The sequence below is a fragment of the Algoriphagus sp. PAP.12 genome (assembly GCF_026652115.1).
Taxonomy (GTDB): domain Bacteria; phylum Bacteroidota; class Bacteroidia; order Cytophagales; family Cyclobacteriaceae; genus Algoriphagus.
The window spans coordinates 36170-53239 of sequence record NZ_JAPPSQ010000007.1; the positions used below are offsets into that span (position 1 = coordinate 36170).

Genomic DNA, 17070 nt, shown 5'->3' on the forward strand with positions numbered 1-17070 from the left:
AAATAAAGGGTTTAAGCTTATTAGGATGAATGATTTGTAAGAATTTGATCACTTTTGGATGATCTTTTCGCTACTAAAATCGCTACTGAAATTTTCATTCAGTATCTTTATCTGAGAAAATTTCAGATAATGGAGGCAACAATAAGATTCATTTTAAGGCACGATTTACAAAACAAGAAAGGTGAACAGCCTTTGATGCTTGTTGTCCATTTGGGAGGGCAAAGGAAAGTGATTTCAACTGGAATTCGGTTATTGCCCGATCTGTGGTCTTCCGAAAAGCAGGAGATCGTGGATATGACAGCAAAACAAAAAGCAGCTCTCGAAAAGAAGTTTGGTTCTGCCGTGCCGCCCAAAAGCTATCTTCTCCAATATCAGGATGACTTACTTGAAATCAGAAATAAAGTCAGACAAATCGAAGAAGGGTTTCGAGTAAAAGATCAACCCTATGATCTCGAAATGCTGATAGCGAAGATCAAGGAAACCAAGAAAGAGGTTATCAAGAAATCTGAGCCAGTAGAATTGGTTTATAACTTCATCGATCAATACATCGAAGAAAATGGAGTGACCCGGGTAAAGGGCAGTATGGTGGTCTATAAATCCTTGAAGAAGCATCTCAAAAATTTCCAGGAAAAGACAGGAACACCAATTCGATTTGAAAACATGGATTATTCCTTCATGCAGAGTTTTCAAAATTTCCTGATTGACTGGAAAGAAGTCCACCCGACCACTGGAAAAGAGAAGTCTATTAACAATATCACAATTGCCAAACAGTTAAGTACGCTTAAGACCTTTATGGGCTATGCAAGACGGAGAGGAATAAAGATCCATGATGGATACAAGGATTTTTCTGTAAAGAAAGAAAGACTTGAAGTCATTGCACTTAATCAGAAGGAATTCGATTCTTTGTATGCTCTTGATGTAAGTGCAAATCCAAGGTTAAGTCAAGTCAAAGATGTTTTTCTCTTTAGCTGTGTGACAGGCTATAGGTTTTCTGATTTACTCCAGCTAAAGAGGGAACATATCAAGCAAAATGAAATCAGGTTGACGATAACCAAAACGAAAGAACCATCAATTGTTCCTCTTACCAGAATTTCCAGGGAAATACTGAAAAAGTATGAGGAAAGGATTCAGCCTTTACCAATGATCTCAAACCAAAAGTTTAATAATTACGTCAAGGAATTATGTGAATTGGCAGGGATTAAAGACCCTGTCGAAATTGTAAGATATAGAGGGGCTGTAAGGGATTCCAAAATTTATCCTAAACATGAACTGGTAAGCGCTCATACCGGTAGAAAAACATTTGTTACCCTATCGCTTGCCAAAGGAATTCCGGCTGAGGTGGTGATGAAAATTACTGGCCATTCTGATTACAAAAGTTTTAAACGATACGTCGAGGTAGATGAAGGAAGAAAAAGAGATGCCATGAGCCAGGCGTGGGACTAAACCAATTCTAAGCATGAAAAAATTCGGATCAGATCTTTCACTTGGCCAATACAAGGCAAAAGAATCATTCTGGTATTTTGATGAGCTCTCTGAGGAGGAACGCATTTTGGCTTATAGATTAGGTTGGCAGATTTTTGATCGCCATAAAATGTTCTTCGAGGATTTTTCAGCCTTTCATAGAAGGAGAGGATACTTGCTTCAGAGTCTGGGATATCTCATCGCTCTTACCCTTTTTGCAGCTGTCTTTTTCATCATCCTGGTTCATCCATCGGTTTTAAAATATGCTTTAGGGTTATTCGTTTTTGCTGGATCAATTATGACATTTATTGTGATCTTGGGGAAAGCCAGAAAGAATCTACGCGAAACGAAGCGATTTTTTAATTACATAGATCCCATTGTTAAACCTGAAAATCACAAGGCTTTCCTAAACCTGGATCTAGATGATCACGAAGGAGCCGAAGCCTTTTACTCCAACTTAAGAAAAGGCATTGATTACAAGGAGGAGCTAATTGATTTGGTGGAGTATGACAAAACCATCTCCCTTCTTGCCATCGATTTCCTCCTTGGGAGTCCAGGCTCATTAAATGAGTTGAAGCAAAAAGCGCTGCAACAGGATCCGGAATTAACCAGCGGAGGATTTGACAAGGTAATCTCAAGTGTGATTGGCGGAACCGACAGGGGAATCCGCGATTATTTTTCTAAGATTTCCCATGATATCCTGACTACAAAAGACCTAAGCGGCAAAAGAAAAGAACAACTTTTTAAAGTCAGAGAAATTTTTGTGAAAGCAGGCTTGAAAAGAAAAGTTGCCTCTATCGACGATTTTATCGGTAATCGGTCAGATTTGTAATCCTATCATTCTTTTTGGATAGTATCCCACTAACTATCCAAGGTCATTTTTGGGCAGATTCGGCCAGAAACAAATTTTCAGCCGATCATGAACAATGTCATCTTAAGTCCCATCGACAAAGGGCAACTCATCAATGAAATAGCGGAAGCTATCGTCAACAAATTATCCAAGGTTTCAAATCCTGCTATCCCTGAAGAAGAATTCATCAAGATCCCCGAAGTGATGAAGCTCCTGGGTAGATCCCGAACCACCATTAATAATTGGAGAAAAGAAGGATTCCTGAAGGAACACATGATCAACAGCAGTGTGTACTTCAAGAAATCAGAGGTCCTTAATGCTGGTCGACAGCGAAACCCCAGAAAAAAATAAAGCGAGCCCTTTCGAACTCGCCCAATTCTTTTGTGGATTCAGTATCCTGTTTGACGACTTAAAGATACTGTTTCTGCATTCTTTATCAAACCCTTACATGCAGAAATATGACTTCAATAAATCATAGTACAAATTCCAATGATCCAAATTCCGGTGACTTTCTAATCATCAAATCCGCCAACGAATGGATGGATGAAGCCAAGACCAAACCTATTCCAAAAAAGATCTTTGGTCCGTTTTGGTATGAGGAAGAGCTATGCATTCTCTTCGCTGATACCAATCAAGGTAAGTCTTTACTTGCTGTCCAAATCATCGACAGTGTATCCAAAGGAGTACCAACCCTAGGGTTGGAGATGGAACTGAAAGCGTCCAAAGTCATCTACTTTGACCTGGAACTGACGGCCAAGCAATTTGAAATGAGATATGCTCAATACGATAAGGAAAAGGATATACTTTTTGATCATTTCGAATTCAGTGACCTTTTCCTGAGAGCAGAAATCAATCCCTACGGATTTGATGAGGCTTTTGAAGAGTATGAAAGCTTTCTTTTTAAAGAGATAGAGGTTCAGGCCTCAAAGTCCGGCGCAAAAATCCTCGTAATCGACAATCTGTCTTGCGTGATTTCAGATAATGAGAAGGCCAGAAACACCACTCCTTTTTTAATCAGGCTAAACAATCTGAAGAAGATTCACGGCTGGTCGATATTGCTCATTGCCCATACTCCAAAAAGGAACCTGTTTGCTCCGATCAGTAGAAACGATATCCAAGGTAGTAAGAGCTTTATTAACCTGATTGATTCTTGTTTCGCGGTAGGTGAAAGTCAAAAAGACCCTTCCATTAAATACCTGAAGCAGATAAAAGTCAGGTACGGTGCTTTTAAATATCCCTCCGACAATGTCCTGGTCTGTAAAATTGGCAAAGACTCAAATTTCAGCTCGTTTCGCTTCCTCCAGTTTGGGAAAGAATCGGATCATTTAAAGCAGTTGTGTCCGGTCGATAAATCTCAAATGAAGACCAAAGCCTTGGAACTCAAAAATGAAGGCCATACCAATGTGAAGATAGCTCAGGAACTCGGAGTGTCAGAGGGAGCTGTAAGGAAATGGCTCAAGCAACTTGAGTTAGACGAGTAGCACCGATCGTAAAAATCGAACTGTACGAGGGGTACGAGGTGTGCGAATCGTACGAATTCCTCTTACCACTACCCCTCTTTTTCTTTTTGCAGGTAATCTGACAATTCACGACAAAAGGAAAGATAAGGCCTCTTTAAATCAATAAGATGCATTATTTATGTATAGATGTATTTATATAAAAATGTAAATATTATGAACTACTCTGAAGTAAAACAAGCAGCTGCCAAGATCAAAATGGAATTTCCTGTGCTTGATTATTTCCATAGCCTGGTCAGATCTGGGCTTCTGAAATACGAAGGAATCCACGGCAAAGAATCTTTTTTCGGCTTTTTGGATCAGCGAACTGGCTCTATAGCCGTGGATGACAAAGCAAATGTGTGGTATGATCATGCTGCAGGAAAGGGCGGAGACGTAATCGCAGCAGTGCAGGAATTTGAAAACAAAACCTTCTTCGAGTCAGTGGAAAGCCTCTCCGGTACTGTTCCGGTTAGAGAATTTCTTCCCAGACAAAAACCAGAGATCGGTCCAAAGATAGTGGTGGAGAAAGTTTCCGAGATAAGCCACGATGCACTTATCCAATACATTCGAGGCAGGGGGATTGATCTTCAGGATATTGCTCCTTTTGGTAAAGAGGTTCATTGGCAGAACAAGGGCAAGCGATATTTCGCAGTTGGTTTTCCGAATAAATCGGGCGGTTGGGTACTCCGATCCTCTATTTTCAAGGGTAATATTTTGGGAGGCGGAATTTCGATTCAAGTCCTTGGGGCCGTTAAATCCATCAAAGTTTTTGAAGGCTGGTTTGACTTTCTGAGTTATCTGAAGCTTTCCGGAGAGACTGATTTCAAAGCCATCATTTTAAACAGTACGGCCAATCTAAGTATGCGGCTAATGCTTGATATTTTAAAGGAAAGGCAGAAAGTAGAGCTCTACTTGGATAACGACGCTACTGGGGAAGCTTACACCAACGGATTTATTAAGATTGCTCAGTTGTACCAATACTCCCTCCAAAATGGATTGGGTACCGACTGGGATTTGAAGTCTTTGAGAGGATATCGGAACAAAATTTGTAAACTGTTTACCGACTTGAAGATCATTTCCTCAGAGGCGAAGAAAATTTGGAAGATCCAAACAAGTGTTTCCGATCAAAGAATCCATTATAGCGATTTTGAGGATGTTAATGAATTTCTGGTAGCAAGTATTAAAAACGGCTTTACTTGATTTTAGCGTTTTAAGTTGAATATTTTAGTATTGAAGACAAAACGCACTTTCTGATTTAAACTTAACAGATTGAGCCTGCTGGCGGAACTTGGCGGGCTCATTTTTTAAGACTAAACCCAGATTTTTAGACGAAAATGTTCATTTAATAAACATAAAAATTTTAAAAAAATGACATTTATAGTCCTGCCCTTACTTTGGAATGTTATTCAGGTAGCTTTGGATTCTGGGATTGGGAGCTATTACTATGATTATTCACAAAACAATGTATTTGATCTTTACCGGGCTGAGGCTGACCTCGCTCTGGAGATTCCGTATTTCTCTGCAGGGGTCAGTGCCGGTTTTCCCTCTCCGGCCAGGGATTTTGAGGAACTGAAGATTGATCTCAACAAGCACCTGATCCGAAATCCCTCAGCTACTTTTTTCGGAAAGGTCAAAGGACAGTCCCTCAAGAACGCCGGTATCGAAGACGGAGATCTGATGATCATCGGCCGGAGTGTCTCTCCGAAGAACAACAAGAATGTCGTGGTCTTTTTGGATGGTGAGTTTACCGGCAAGCGGATCGAAAAGAGAGGGACAGAGCTGTGGCTCATTCCGGAGAATGATGCCTACTCGCCCATTCGGGTAGGAGCCCACAACCAGTTTGAAATCTGGGGTGTAGCATCCTATGTCATAAAGTCCTTTTGATGTACGCCCTGTGGTCGATTGGAACAACTTTTACGCCTCCTGCGAGCGGGTCTATCGGCCCGATCTCGTCGGCAAGCCGGTAGTTATCCTGAGCAACAATGACGGAACCCGTTTATCTACCCGATGATCCCTGCATTCCGGTTTCTTCTGATTTCCATTCTTTTCGTAGCTTCCGTCTCTGCTTCGGAACAGGCGGATAGTAAGGTATTTGTTATCAAGTCCGGCGCATAAAACCACCGGGCTACGCAGACCGGAAGGGTGGCGACGGTAACTTAGGCAAAGGATAGGGGCTTACTACTTGGCTAAAAATCCTCCATCCACAGCAACAACCTGACCTATTATATAGTTGGAGCCATCACTGCATAGCCACAGGACTGCGTTAGCAATATCCTCGGCGATACCAAGTTTTCCCATGGGTACGGCCTTGACCATTTCTCCCAACATGTCACGATAGCCACCGGTGACTACATCCGCCATTGGCGTGTCAATCATTCCGGGAGAGACCGCATTCACCCGTATTCCCTGACTGGCATAATCCAATGCGGCACTTTGGGTAAGTCCCACTATACCATGCTTGGTTGCGCTATAGGGAGCTCTGCCCTGAGCACCAACCATACCGCCAATTGATGAACAATTCACGATGGTTCCTGATCCTTGTTTTATCATCCAGCGCAGCTCATGCTGCATACAATACCAAACACCGTTTAGGTTGATGGAAACAATACGATTGTAGTCAGCCATGGAAACGTCTGCGCTGGGAATACCTACGGTGTTGATCCCGGCGTTATTATAGGCAGCATCCAGTCTGCCAAAGGTTGTTACTGTTTCATCAATCAGTGCTTTCACTTGTATCTCATCCGATACATCGCATTGAACGGTGAGTACTTTCGCACCGATTTTGGCAATTTCCTCTTTCGCAAGTTGCAAGCCTTTTGTACTGACATCAGCGAGGACTACGGAGGCGCCAGCACGGGCAAATGCTTTTGCAGTAGCAAGCCCCATTCCCTGTGCTGCTCCTGTTACCAAAGCAACTGCACCTTCAAAATTATAGTTGACTTGTCTTTTCATTGATAGATTTTTCCGAGTATTTAAAATTACCTAAGCTTATATGCGACCACTGATTTTCCAAAAAGGGTCGGGACATATACTATTCGCTGGATGGGATCGTATCCAATGTCAGCCGAACTTTTCTTTTGTTCACGGGTGTCAATCAGCATTTGCATATTCCCCGCTTTATCCAAATAATAAATCAGGCCTATCCAACACGAAACAACATAATCACCGTTGCCTATGGGTTCGATTCCATCTCCCCCGACAACAAAGGTTCATCAGAACCCAAAAGCCTGCAAATCTTACGATTTGCGGGCTTTTTTATTTTTTATGTATCAGTTCGATTTAGACAATTTCAGCAAAAATGAGACCTATCCGGTGAACCAAATGAATAGTTTATTTTAGTTCACCAGATTGATTCAAATAGCTGTAAAACAGATAGTTGCATTGAGTATTTTGAACTGCTTTAGGTCTGTTTGAGTGGCCTTGTGGAAGCAGTTCACCACGAGAGGAATCATTTTAACACAAACACTCAAAAGCTGAATTGTTATGAGAACTACAAACACCTTCGGAGTTCAGTTCATCACAAGAACTAACAAGGCCAAGGATGGCCTCCTCCCAATCTATGCCAGGGTCACCGTTGATGGCCGCAGAGTTGAAATATCATTGAAACGCTGGATCAAACCAGGTGACTGGAATGGCAGCAAAGGCATGGCCAAGGGCAGCCGGGAAGAAATCAAATCGCTGAATCATTATTTGGATGAGGTTCAGGCCCGTATCATGGAATGCTATCAGGAGATGCAGGTACAAAAGCGATTGATCACTGCAGATGCCATCAAAAGCATGTTCCTGGGTACAGACCAAAAGGACTTCACCTTATGCAAGCTGGTGGATTATCACAACCAGGCTATGAGGGATACACTGACTTGGGGCACGATGAAAAACTACTTCACCACTCAGAAGTACATCCACAGATTTTTGAAAGAGCGCTTTGGTACTACCGACATGTTTCTATCCGAGCTCTCCTATAAGTTCATCACCGATTTTGAATTCTACCTCCGTAACTACAAACCCAAAGACCACCAGAAGCCACTTGGCAACAATGGAGTGATGAAGCACTTGGAGCGTTTCCGGAAGATGGTGACCATGGCCGTAAAAATGGAATGGGTAAGTCGGGATCCATTTGATAAGTACCAACTCAAATTTCACCGAGTGGATAGAGGATTCTTAGATGCTGAAGAATTGGAAACATTGGAAAGCAAGGACTTCAAGATTGTTCGTTTGCAATGGGTAAGAGATCTGTTTGTATTCAGCTGCTATACCGGACTGGCTACATTGATGCCATGAACCTGACACCATCCAATATTACGATTGGCATTGATGGGGAATACTGGCTTTCCACCTGCAGGCAAAAGACTGACCAGCCAGTAAGGGTTCCCATTCTTCCCAAAGCCTGGGAGATCATAGAGAAATACAAAACCCATCCAAGAGCTGTGCAGAGGGGGGCAATATTCCCAATGATTTCTAACCAAAAGCTGAACTCTTACCTGAAAGAAATTGCTGATCTGTGCGGAATTGAAAAGAACCTCACATTTCACCTAGCCAGGCATACTTTTGCTACTACAGTTACCCTTTGCAATGGTGTGCCTTTGGAAACTGTGAGCAAGATGCTTGGTCATTCAAAAATCACCACTACCCAGGTTTACGCAAAAGTGGTGGAGAAGAAGGTAAGTGAAGACATGCACACTCTCCGGGAGAAGCTGGCAGCACCAAAATTGATGAGAAGGGCGAAATAGCCCTTTTTCTATTTAAGTGTTTGCTTAAATACATTTAATTCCTTAGCTTTGTTAAGCAAATGCTTAAATACGAAGTTATGAATACATGTATCCGTGTCTTTGCCGATAGCGACCAGATCAATAGGTGCAGGGAAGACTTGAAAAGCAAAGAGGAAGGCTTTTTAGAACTGGCGGATGTACTGAATCTAGCCGGTAATGCTGTTCGCCTCAAAATCCTGTACCTCTTGAAACAGGAAAATGAACTTTGTCCGTGCGACTTATCAGACATCTTGGGCATGACCGTGCCGGCCGTCTCCCAACATCTGAAAAAGCTGAAGGATGCTGGGATCGTGACGACCAAAAAATCCGGACAAACCATATTCTATTCAGTAGAAGCGCAAAGTCAGCGAATCATTTCATCAGTGCTCGATTTGTTTAATCTCCCAAATTCAATTCCAGCCCTATGATACCCCATGTTCTCACCCAAAGCATAAAAGTTTCCTTAAAAACAGCAACTGGTCAACTGGGATACATCCTTAGCAAATTAGATGATGCGGACCAGGTTGAAAATATCCTTTTGCAGCTAAAAGCTGTGCAATCCATGCTTGCTAAGACTACTTACGAGTTATTGGATGATGCCTACAGGAAAGCACTAGCAGAAAGGATCTCGTCAGCTTACCAGAGCTGCCCTGGTAACTGTGGTAATGAAGAAACAATAGAAAAGCTGAGAAAACTATTTCCAGAGCTTAGACTCGAAGAAGTGCCTGAAAAACTACGAGAAGCCCGCATGGTGGAAGAAGAATTGAAGAAATTTTTATCCGAACGTTTGGACACCCCCTCCCCCCGTGACTGACCTTTGGAGAGATGTTTCATTAAAATAGATTGATATGAAAAGTAAACTCATGGTTTTCGCCACAGCGGGTATTCTCGCAATTGGTGGCCTTGCTTACGGGATCAACTCATCTCCAAAAGCTTGTCCTTTGGAAGGTACTCCAGATTGTCCAAAAGTTACCTGCCCTTTGGCAGGCACTCCTGAATGTCCTTATGACATGAAAGTGGCGGAAGTACCCGCCTGCTGTAAGAAAAAGTAACTGGGAGGGCGCAGAGCCCTTCTTTTTTTGAAAATTAAGTATATGAAAAATTCCCTTTTAACCAGCGGCCTTTTAGCCGCTTTAGTAAGCTCCCTTTGCTGCATCAGCCCGGTGCTTGCATTAGTGGCCGGTGCAAGCGGGATTGCGTCCACTTTCTCATGGCTCGATCCGGCAAGGCCTTTTTTTGTCGGCATCACAGTGGTTGTATTAGGCTTTGCCTGGTATCAGAAACTCAAACCAAAGGCCAAAAAGGAAAAAGAATGTGCCTGTGAGGAGGACCTTCAGCCCTCCTTTTGGCAAACAAGAAAGTTCCTTTCAATAATCACGGTCTTTGCTGCCCTGATGTTGGCGTTCCCGCTTTATGCTCACATTTTCTACCCTAAATCTGAAAAGCAAGTGATCATCGTTGATAAGTCAGACATTCAGACCGTAAATTTTCAAATCAAAGGCATGACTTGTCAGGGGTGCGCAGCGCATGTAGTGCATGAAGTAAATAAGCTCAGCGGCATCCTGAATGTAACCGCCTCCTACGACCAGGGCAATGCCATCGTAGAATTTGATAAATCCAAAACGGACGTCCTTGAAATTGAACAAGCCATCAACTCAACCGGATATTCAGTGACCAATAAAACAGAGAAATAAATGGAAATCATCTTAGAATCTACCATCACTTGCCCCAACTGCGGACATCAGAAAGAAGAAACTATGCCGACTGACGCCTGTCAGTATTTCTATGAATGTGAAAACTGCCACCAGGTGCTAAAACCGAAGGAAGGGGATTGCTGCGTGTATTGCAGCTATGGTTCAGCACCTTGTCCACCAGTACAATTGGATTCTGATCAAGCATGTTGCTAGGGTAGACAATGCTTTATGTGACATACATCATGTTTTGACATGTGCAATGTCATAGCCCTCTCAATAACCGTTGCGTACTTTCGAGTCATATTGAAGGGGATAACAAACATATACCCCTTCACTAGATGGTATTTTACATCAAAAGGCTCATGAAGCGCAACTTATATATCGTCCTGCTCATTGCAATGCTCCTCCCTGGCAAAGGGATGGCAGTGTTTCAGCACTTTTGCGGGGGCGAACTGATTAGCTTCGAGCTTTTTCTAAAACACTACGAACCATGCTGTGACGATCACAGCAACCCTTGTGATGGCTGTGAGGATCAGGAAGCCGTCTTCTCTCTCGATGATTTCAGGACACCTCATTCTGACATTCTGGTCATTGATTTTTTACATGCGGCAATGGCTCAGCCATCTTTCCATTTGCCTTCTACACATTTTTTCGAGTCAAGAAACTACACAACTCCTAAAAAGGCTCCCCCCGGCTGGTCAGGGCGGTATCGCTCTATCCTGTTCCAGTCATTTCTTCTTTAGCTGACATCTGATTATCAGTTAGTTGCCGGGGTTACGAAACCCTTGGGCAATGTCGGAAATAGTTCAGTATAATATAACTGCTCCGGGATATCCGAACAGCATTAGACACGATCTATCTGACAAAACTATCATCAAATTTCTTTAGTCAGCCTTTCAACAAAATGTTAAAATCATGAAAACGTTTCATAAAATTCAATTGGTATTCATTGCCTTGACACTGATAGTGATCAATACCACATACGCCCAACAACGAGGCTTGCAATATTTCAGGCCAAACGATAAAAACGGCCTGAATGTATTCGAGCCCTCAAAAGAGGATACAGTTATCTTTGATGGATTAAAAGTGAGGGTTGGTGGCGATTTCGCCATGCAGTTTCAAGGTATTAGGCAAAGCAATACGGCAGGTAACCTGACCAAACTGGGATCAGACTTCAATTTGCCGTCTGCCAACCTCAACCTGGACGTCCAGGTATTGGACGGAGTTCGCATGCATCTTAGGACCTATCTTTCTTCCAGAGCTCATAATGAATCCTGGATCAAAGGTGGTTATATGCAAATTGATAAACTGGATTTTATCAAGCCTGAATTCCTAGAAGGGGTAATGAAATATACCAGTATAACGATTGGGTTGGATGAGTTCAATTATGGTGATGCCCATTTCAGACGTTCTGACAATGCCCGGGCGATCTTCAATCCCTTTGTTGGCAACTACATTATGGATGCTTTTTCAACTGAAGCATTTGGTGAAATTACTGTTCAAAAAAATGGTCTTTTGGCTGTGGTTGGGCTCACAAACGGTAAGCTAAATCAAAATGTAACGGTGAACGACAATACAGACAATAAGCCATCATTTTATGGCAAACTTGGATTTGACAAGCAACTTAATGAAGACTTCAGAGTGCGGTTAACAGGTTCCTGGTATATCAATAATGGTACATCAACTGGAACCTGGTTATATGGTGGTGACAGGGCAGGGACCAGGTATTATAATGTATTGTACACATTACCTGATGCCAATGGAGTTGCTGAAGGAGGTCCAAGAGATGGAAGGTTCAATGCCAGATTCACAAAACTTACCGCCTTACAGATCAATCCATTCATCAAATTCAAGGGACTGGAATTCTTCGGGATATATGAGTTGGCCAATGGCAACAATGAATTTACCCAGCCCCAATCAGATACTGAAGGGGGCTTCACACAGCTTGCCGCTGAACTTCTTTATCGGTTTGGTACAAATGAAAAGTTCTACATAGGTGGAAGGTACAATACAGTAAATGGCAAGATGAGAGAAAGTGCCACAGAAGATTTGGAAATCAGCAGGGTCAATTTTGGTGGAGGCTGGTATCTGTCAAAGAACGTTTTAACAAAAGTTGAGTACATGAAGCAGCAATATGAAGGCAATGCTTGGACAGGGCGTTTTGCCGGGGCTGAATTTAGTGGAGTCGTGGTTGAAGCGGTGATTAGTTTCTGACGGAACTCCCGTGTGGATGAGTTCACCCACACGGGGTTCTTTTCATTCCTGATCATTCCTGAATAAGAGATAACGACTTTAAAAATAAGCATCAACAGACCAAAATTTTTAGATGGAAAATAAATCTCAAACATCTACATATTGAGGTATTTGAAATACAAACCATCATTTTTGATATTAAAATCGAACATTCTGAACTAAATTCCGTAGATTCGTATTAGACTTTCTCCAAAGTGCAACGTTTTAGAAAAATATCGGCCATCCTGCTTTCCATATTGGTGCTGCTCAGTTCCACGAGCTTCACCCTTGGGATGCACTTTTGCATGGGGCAGTTGGAGAACATTGCATTCTTTTCAGGAGCTGAGCCATGTGAAATGGTCACACAGAAATCACCTTGTGCCACGGATAAGCATGATCCAGATTGCGAACATCAGCAGGTCACTAAAAAGGGTTGTTGCGAAGACCAGGCTGTAGTAATGGAAGGACATGAAGACCTTACCCAAGTGTCCAAAGTGGCGGTTCCTGACTTTCAAATGATCGCAGTGCTCTACGCTGTGGTATCCTTTCTTTTCAGCGCTCCTGCAGTTGATTATTATTCGTATAACGATTATTCCCCCCCTCTGATTGAGCGTGACATACCTGTGCTCGTTCAATCCTTCCTTATTTAAGCTTTTCATTCAATTCTTTCACTAGGCATAGCATTATGCTGCGCCACAAGTGCATGCATTTGTATGCGCTCAAGTCAATCCAGTTTTAAAGAAAATTGAATGAAAAATGCTCAATTCCATAATCAAATTCTTTCTCGAGAATAAGCTCGTTACCGTTCTCGTATTGCTACTCATTGTAGCCTGGGGCATTGTTACAGCCCCGTTCAACTGGGAGGTGGGCTTCCTCCCTCGTGATCCTGTGCCTGTAGATGCCATCCCGGATATTGGAGAAAACCAGCAAATCGTTTTTACCGAATGGATGGGGCGGTCTCCGCAGGATGTGGAAGACCAGATCACCTATCCGCTCACCACGGCTTTGCTGGGCCTTCCCGGTGTAAAAAGTGTGCGGAGTAGTTCAGCTTTTGGCTTTTCCAGCATCTACATCATTTTTAATGAAGACATTGAATTTTACTGGAGCCGGTCACGGGTGCTGGAAAAACTCAACTCTTTACCGGCAGGTTTGCTTCCACCGGATGTGCAGCCAAAACTTGGCCCTGATGCTACCGCCCTGGGGCAGGTGTATTGGTACACGCTGGAAGGCCGGGACAAAGACGGAAACCCTACCGGAGGTTGGGATCTCCACGAACTGCGCACCATCCAGGACTATTACATACGCTACGCCCTCACTGCAGTGGAAGGGGTGGCAGAGGTGGCTTCTGTGGGTGGATATGTCAAAGAATACCAGGTAGATGTTGACCCTGCCGCACTGAAAGCGCATGGGGTTAGCCTCATGGATGTGATGCAGGCCGTAAGAAACAGCAATATCGATGTGGGAGCCAACACCATTGAAGTAAACCGGGTGGATTATTTCGTAAGAGGCCTGGGTTATGTAGAAGAGCTGGCTGATCTGGACAAGGCTGTAGTAAAAGTAACGGACAATGTCCCGATCCGGGTAAAAGATGTTGCCAAGGTAAACATTGGCCCCCAACCAAGAAACATGAGCGGCATCCTGGACAAATCAGGAGCCGAAGCAGTGGGCGGTGTGGTCATTGCCCGCTACGGTGATAATCCGCTGAAAATCATCAATGCGGTAAAAGAAGAAATCAATACCATAGCCGATGGCCTGCCATCCAAAACACTGGAAGACGGCACGGTTTCTAAAGTGACCATTGTCCCTTTTTACGACCGCACCGGATTGATCTACGAGACACTCGGTACCCTGTATGAAGCCATCAGCCTCCAGATTCTGATCACCATCATTGTAATTATTGTGATGGTGTACAACCTGAGGGCTTCTATTCTGATATCCGCCCTCTTGCCGCTGGCGGTGCTCATGTGCTTCATCTTCATGAAGTACTTTGGTGTAGATGCCAACATTGTGGCACTTTCCGGTATCGCCATTGCCATCGGAACCATGGTGGATCTGGGGATTATCCTGAATGAAAACATCCTCAGGCATCTGGAAATTGCTCCCGAAGGCCAGTCAAAATTAAAAACCGTGTATGATGCCACCACTGAGGTGGCCACTGCGATTCTAACAGCCGTCAGCACGACCATAGTCAGCTTTTTGCCGGTATTTACGCTACAAGCTGCTGAAGGAAAGCTATTTGGCCCGTTAGCTTATACAAAAACCTTTGCGTTGGTATCAGCGGTGATCTTTACGCTGGTCATCATGCCTGCCTTTTCGCACTGGATATTTTCCATGAAAAAAGCAAAGGGAAAAACGGGACTCTATCTAAACTATCTGCTAATGGTAGCAGGCCCTGTTGTCGCATTCACCGTTTGGTCATGGGCAGGCTGGGTATTATTTGGTTTTGGTCTGGTGAATGTACTGCTGCAGCACTATCCTGACAGACTGGGTAAATACCGGAACCTGATGATGGTAGGCGTTACCGTGGTGGCTGTAGCCTGGCTGCTGACTACAGAGTGGGTGCCCTTGGGGGTATCCAATAGCCTGCTTGTCAATTTTCTGTTTATTGCTGTAATCCTCGGCCTGGTGCTTGGCACCTTCGCTCTATTCCTCAGGGTTTATCCGAAAATACTCATGTGGTGCCTGGACAATAAAGGCTTGTTCTTGGTTACACCTGTTGTCATTATTTTATTGGGGGCCAATATCTGGCTGGGTTTTGACAAGGTATTCGGCTTTTTGCCAAAAGCAACAGAAAAATTAGGCTGGAACTTAAGGGAAACCTCAGGATGGACGGCTGTATCTGAAGTGTTTCCGGGCTTAGGCGAAGAGTTCATGCCGTCTCTCAATGAGGGTTCATTTCTCCTGATGCCCACATCCATGCCGCACTCCGGCATAGAAGTAAACCGTGAGGTACTGCAAAAACTGGATATGATGGTAACGGCCATCCCCGAAGTGGAAATGGTGGTCGGTAAAGCCGGCCGGGCAGAAACAGCCATTGATCCGGCTCCCATCTCGATGTTCGAAAACACCATTAACTACAAAAGCGAATACGTATCCGATATCAATGGAAACAAGCTGCGGTTCAAAGTAAATGATGATGGTCACTTTGAACTGAAAAATGGAACCACCTATAACCCGGAGACCATGTCCCCGGAACAAATTGATGTCAATCAACTCATTGAAGACCGCAGTGGCGAGTATTTCCGCCAATGGCGGGCTCATATTAAAACGCCTGATGATATCTGGGATGAAATTGTTTCTGTGGTCAATATTCCGGGTGTTACATCCTCTCCCAAACTTCAACCGATCGAAACCCGGCTGGTCATGCTCCAAACGGGTATGCGGGCGCCTATGGGGATTAAAGTTTATGGGCCGGACCTGAAAACCATTGAAGAATTTGGGTTACAATTGGAAAAGTATCTCAAGGAAGTTCCCTCTGTCAAGAAAGAGGCTGTTTTTGCCGACCGTATTGTCGGCAAGCCCTACCTCGAAATTGCCATTGACCGAGATCAGATTACCCGCTACGGGCTCAATATCCGGGATGTACAAGACTATATAGAAACGGCTATTGGCGGAATGCAAATCAGCACCACGGTGGAAGGCCGGGAACGCTTCCCGATCAGAGTCCGCTATGCCCGTGAGTACAGGGATGACCCTTCGGCCATAGAGTCCATGCAAGTACCTACGCCACTGGGCAATTATATCCCACTTGGGCAGCTTGCAGACATCACCTACCGGCCTGGGCCCGAAATGATCAGGGGGGAAAATAGCTTTTTGGTGGGGTATGTACTCCTGGACAGGCTCCCGGAATTTGCGGAGGTAACAGTAGTGGAAGATGCGCAACGCCACCTTCGCGAGAAAATTGATTCGGGCGAACTCATTGTACCTGCCGGGGTTCGTTATGAATTCTCAGGAAGTTATGAAAATCAAGTAAGGGCTGAAAAGCGATTGGCCATAGTGGTTCCGCTTTGTCTTGCGGCTATTTTCCTTATCCTGTATTTCCAGTTCCGGGCTGTCTCAACCACCTTGTTTGTATTCACGGGGATTGCGATGGCTTTTTCAGGGGGCTTTATGATGCTCTGGCTTTACGGTCAGGACTGGTTCATGGATTTTACTGTCTTCGACACCAACATGCGGGAGCTTTTCCAAATGAAGGTGTATAACCTGAGTGTGGCCGTTTGGGTCGGGTTTATTGCCTTGTTCGGGATTGCCACAGATGATGGCGTTGTAGTGGCCACCTATTTGAAGCAAAGCTTCGAAAAACGGGAACCGGAAAGCGTGAAAGAGGTGCGTAACGCAGTTTTGGAGGCCGGACAAAAGCGGGTATTGCCAGCCATGATGACCACAGCCACCACCTTGTTAGCACTTTTGCCGGTGCTTACTTCATCAGGCCGGGGTTCGGATATCATGATCCCAATGGCCATTCCCTCATTCGGGGGTATGATCATCGAGATCATTACAGTACTGCTGGTGCCAGTCCTATACTGCTGGTGGGCAGAGCGCAAGTTAAGACGCAATCCCGAAGTATTTACTGAATCATAAATAGA

At 44.0% G+C, this 17070-nt stretch carries 18 protein-coding genes and 1 pseudogene; 18 read left to right on the forward strand and 1 reads right to left on the reverse strand.

The features are described 5' to 3' along the window. Window positions 1–129 precede the first annotated feature (129 nt). The 7 genes and pseudogenes from O0V13_RS10075 to O0V13_RS10105 form a co-directional block, all read left to right on the forward strand. Entirely contained in the window at window positions 130–1443 is a 1314-nt protein-coding gene (locus O0V13_RS10075) for a site-specific integrase (protein WP_268034857.1), read from the forward strand. Between the two features lie 13 nt (window positions 1444–1456). Then, entirely contained in the window at window positions 1457–2293 is an 837-nt protein-coding gene (locus O0V13_RS10080; RefSeq protein ID WP_268034858.1) for a hypothetical protein, read from the forward strand. 87 nt (window positions 2294–2380) lie between these two features. Next, window positions 2381–2662, forward strand: coding sequence for a helix-turn-helix domain-containing protein (locus O0V13_RS10085; protein WP_184496410.1), 282 nt, complete (start codon window positions 2381–2383; stop codon window positions 2660–2662). 107 nt (window positions 2663–2769) lie between these two features. Continuing rightward, window positions 2770–3792 carry an AAA family ATPase gene (locus tag O0V13_RS10090; RefSeq protein WP_268034859.1) on the forward strand — a complete coding sequence of 341 codons (1023 nt, stop codon included), beginning with the start codon at window positions 2770–2772 and terminating at the stop codon, window positions 3790–3792. A 192-nt stretch (window positions 3793–3984) separates the two neighbouring features. Beyond that, a complete protein-coding gene (locus O0V13_RS10095) occupies window positions 3985–5010 on the forward strand; it encodes a toprim domain-containing protein (RefSeq protein WP_186300122.1) in 1026 nt (341 codons plus the stop codon). Window positions 5011–5178: 168 nt separating this feature from the next. Then, window positions 5179–5694 carry a LexA family protein gene (locus tag O0V13_RS10100; RefSeq protein WP_268034860.1) on the forward strand — a complete coding sequence of 172 codons (516 nt, stop codon included), beginning with the start codon at window positions 5179–5181 and terminating at the stop codon, window positions 5692–5694. A 10-nt stretch (window positions 5695–5704) separates the two neighbouring features. Beyond that, a pseudogene (locus O0V13_RS10105) lies at window positions 5705–5800 on the forward strand (Y-family DNA polymerase); the annotation flags it as partial. Window positions 5801–5988: 188 nt separating this feature from the next. Here O0V13_RS10105 and O0V13_RS10110 read toward each other — a convergent pair. Continuing rightward, the gene (locus O0V13_RS10110) at window positions 5989–6762 is read right to left on the reverse strand and encodes an SDR family NAD(P)-dependent oxidoreductase (protein ID WP_268034861.1); all 774 of its coding nucleotides are present in this window, start codon (window positions 6760–6762) and stop codon (window positions 5989–5991) included. A 531-nt stretch (window positions 6763–7293) separates the two neighbouring features. Here O0V13_RS10110 and O0V13_RS10115 point away from each other — a divergent pair. From O0V13_RS10115 to O0V13_RS10165, 11 genes are all read left to right on the forward strand, one after another. Continuing rightward, on the forward strand, window positions 7294–8091 hold the full coding sequence (locus tag O0V13_RS10115; protein ID WP_268034862.1) for a phage integrase SAM-like domain and Arm DNA-binding domain-containing protein: 798 nt from the start codon (window positions 7294–7296) through the stop codon (window positions 8089–8091). After that, window positions 8088–8540, forward strand: coding sequence for a site-specific integrase (locus tag O0V13_RS10120; RefSeq protein ID WP_268034863.1), 453 nt, complete (start codon window positions 8088–8090; stop codon window positions 8538–8540). Before O0V13_RS10115 ends, O0V13_RS10120 begins: the two co-directional genes overlap by 4 nt. Window positions 8541–8599: 59 nt before the next feature. Further along, window positions 8600–8986, forward strand: coding sequence for an ArsR/SmtB family transcription factor (locus O0V13_RS10125; protein WP_144606302.1), 387 nt, complete (start codon window positions 8600–8602; stop codon window positions 8984–8986). Then, entirely contained in the window at window positions 8983–9372 is a 390-nt protein-coding gene (locus O0V13_RS10130) for a metal-sensing transcriptional repressor (RefSeq protein WP_144606304.1), read from the forward strand. The genes O0V13_RS10125 and O0V13_RS10130 overlap by 4 nt, the downstream gene beginning before the upstream one ends. Before the next feature lie 34 nt (window positions 9373–9406). Further along, complete coding sequence (locus O0V13_RS10135; protein ID WP_268034864.1) at window positions 9407–9610, forward strand: hypothetical protein; 204 nt, start codon at window positions 9407–9409, stop codon at window positions 9608–9610. Between the two features lie 42 nt (window positions 9611–9652). Next, window positions 9653–10252: a mercuric transport protein MerTP gene (gene merTP, locus O0V13_RS10140; protein ID WP_268034865.1), complete on the forward strand. Its 600-nt coding sequence runs from the start codon at window positions 9653–9655 to the stop codon at window positions 10250–10252. Next, window positions 10253–10465, forward strand: coding sequence for a GDCCVxC domain-containing (seleno)protein (locus O0V13_RS10145; RefSeq protein WP_073094976.1), 213 nt, complete (start codon window positions 10253–10255; stop codon window positions 10463–10465). Between the two features lie 149 nt (window positions 10466–10614). Further along, the gene (locus O0V13_RS10150) at window positions 10615–10995 is read left to right on the forward strand and encodes a hypothetical protein (protein WP_268034866.1); all 381 of its coding nucleotides are present in this window, start codon (window positions 10615–10617) and stop codon (window positions 10993–10995) included. A 172-nt stretch (window positions 10996–11167) separates the two neighbouring features. Further along, window positions 11168–12466, forward strand: a complete 1299-nt coding sequence (locus tag O0V13_RS10155) for a hypothetical protein (protein ID WP_268034867.1) — start codon at window positions 11168–11170, stop codon at window positions 12464–12466. A 233-nt stretch (window positions 12467–12699) separates the two neighbouring features. Next, on the forward strand, window positions 12700–13134 hold the full coding sequence (locus O0V13_RS10160) for an HYC_CC_PP family protein (protein ID WP_442780918.1): 435 nt from the start codon (window positions 12700–12702) through the stop codon (window positions 13132–13134). A gap of 106 nt (window positions 13135–13240) precedes the next feature. Then, window positions 13241–17065, forward strand: a complete 3825-nt coding sequence (locus tag O0V13_RS10165; RefSeq protein ID WP_268034869.1) for an efflux RND transporter permease subunit — start codon at window positions 13241–13243, stop codon at window positions 17063–17065. Window positions 17066–17070: the final 5 nt, after the last annotated feature.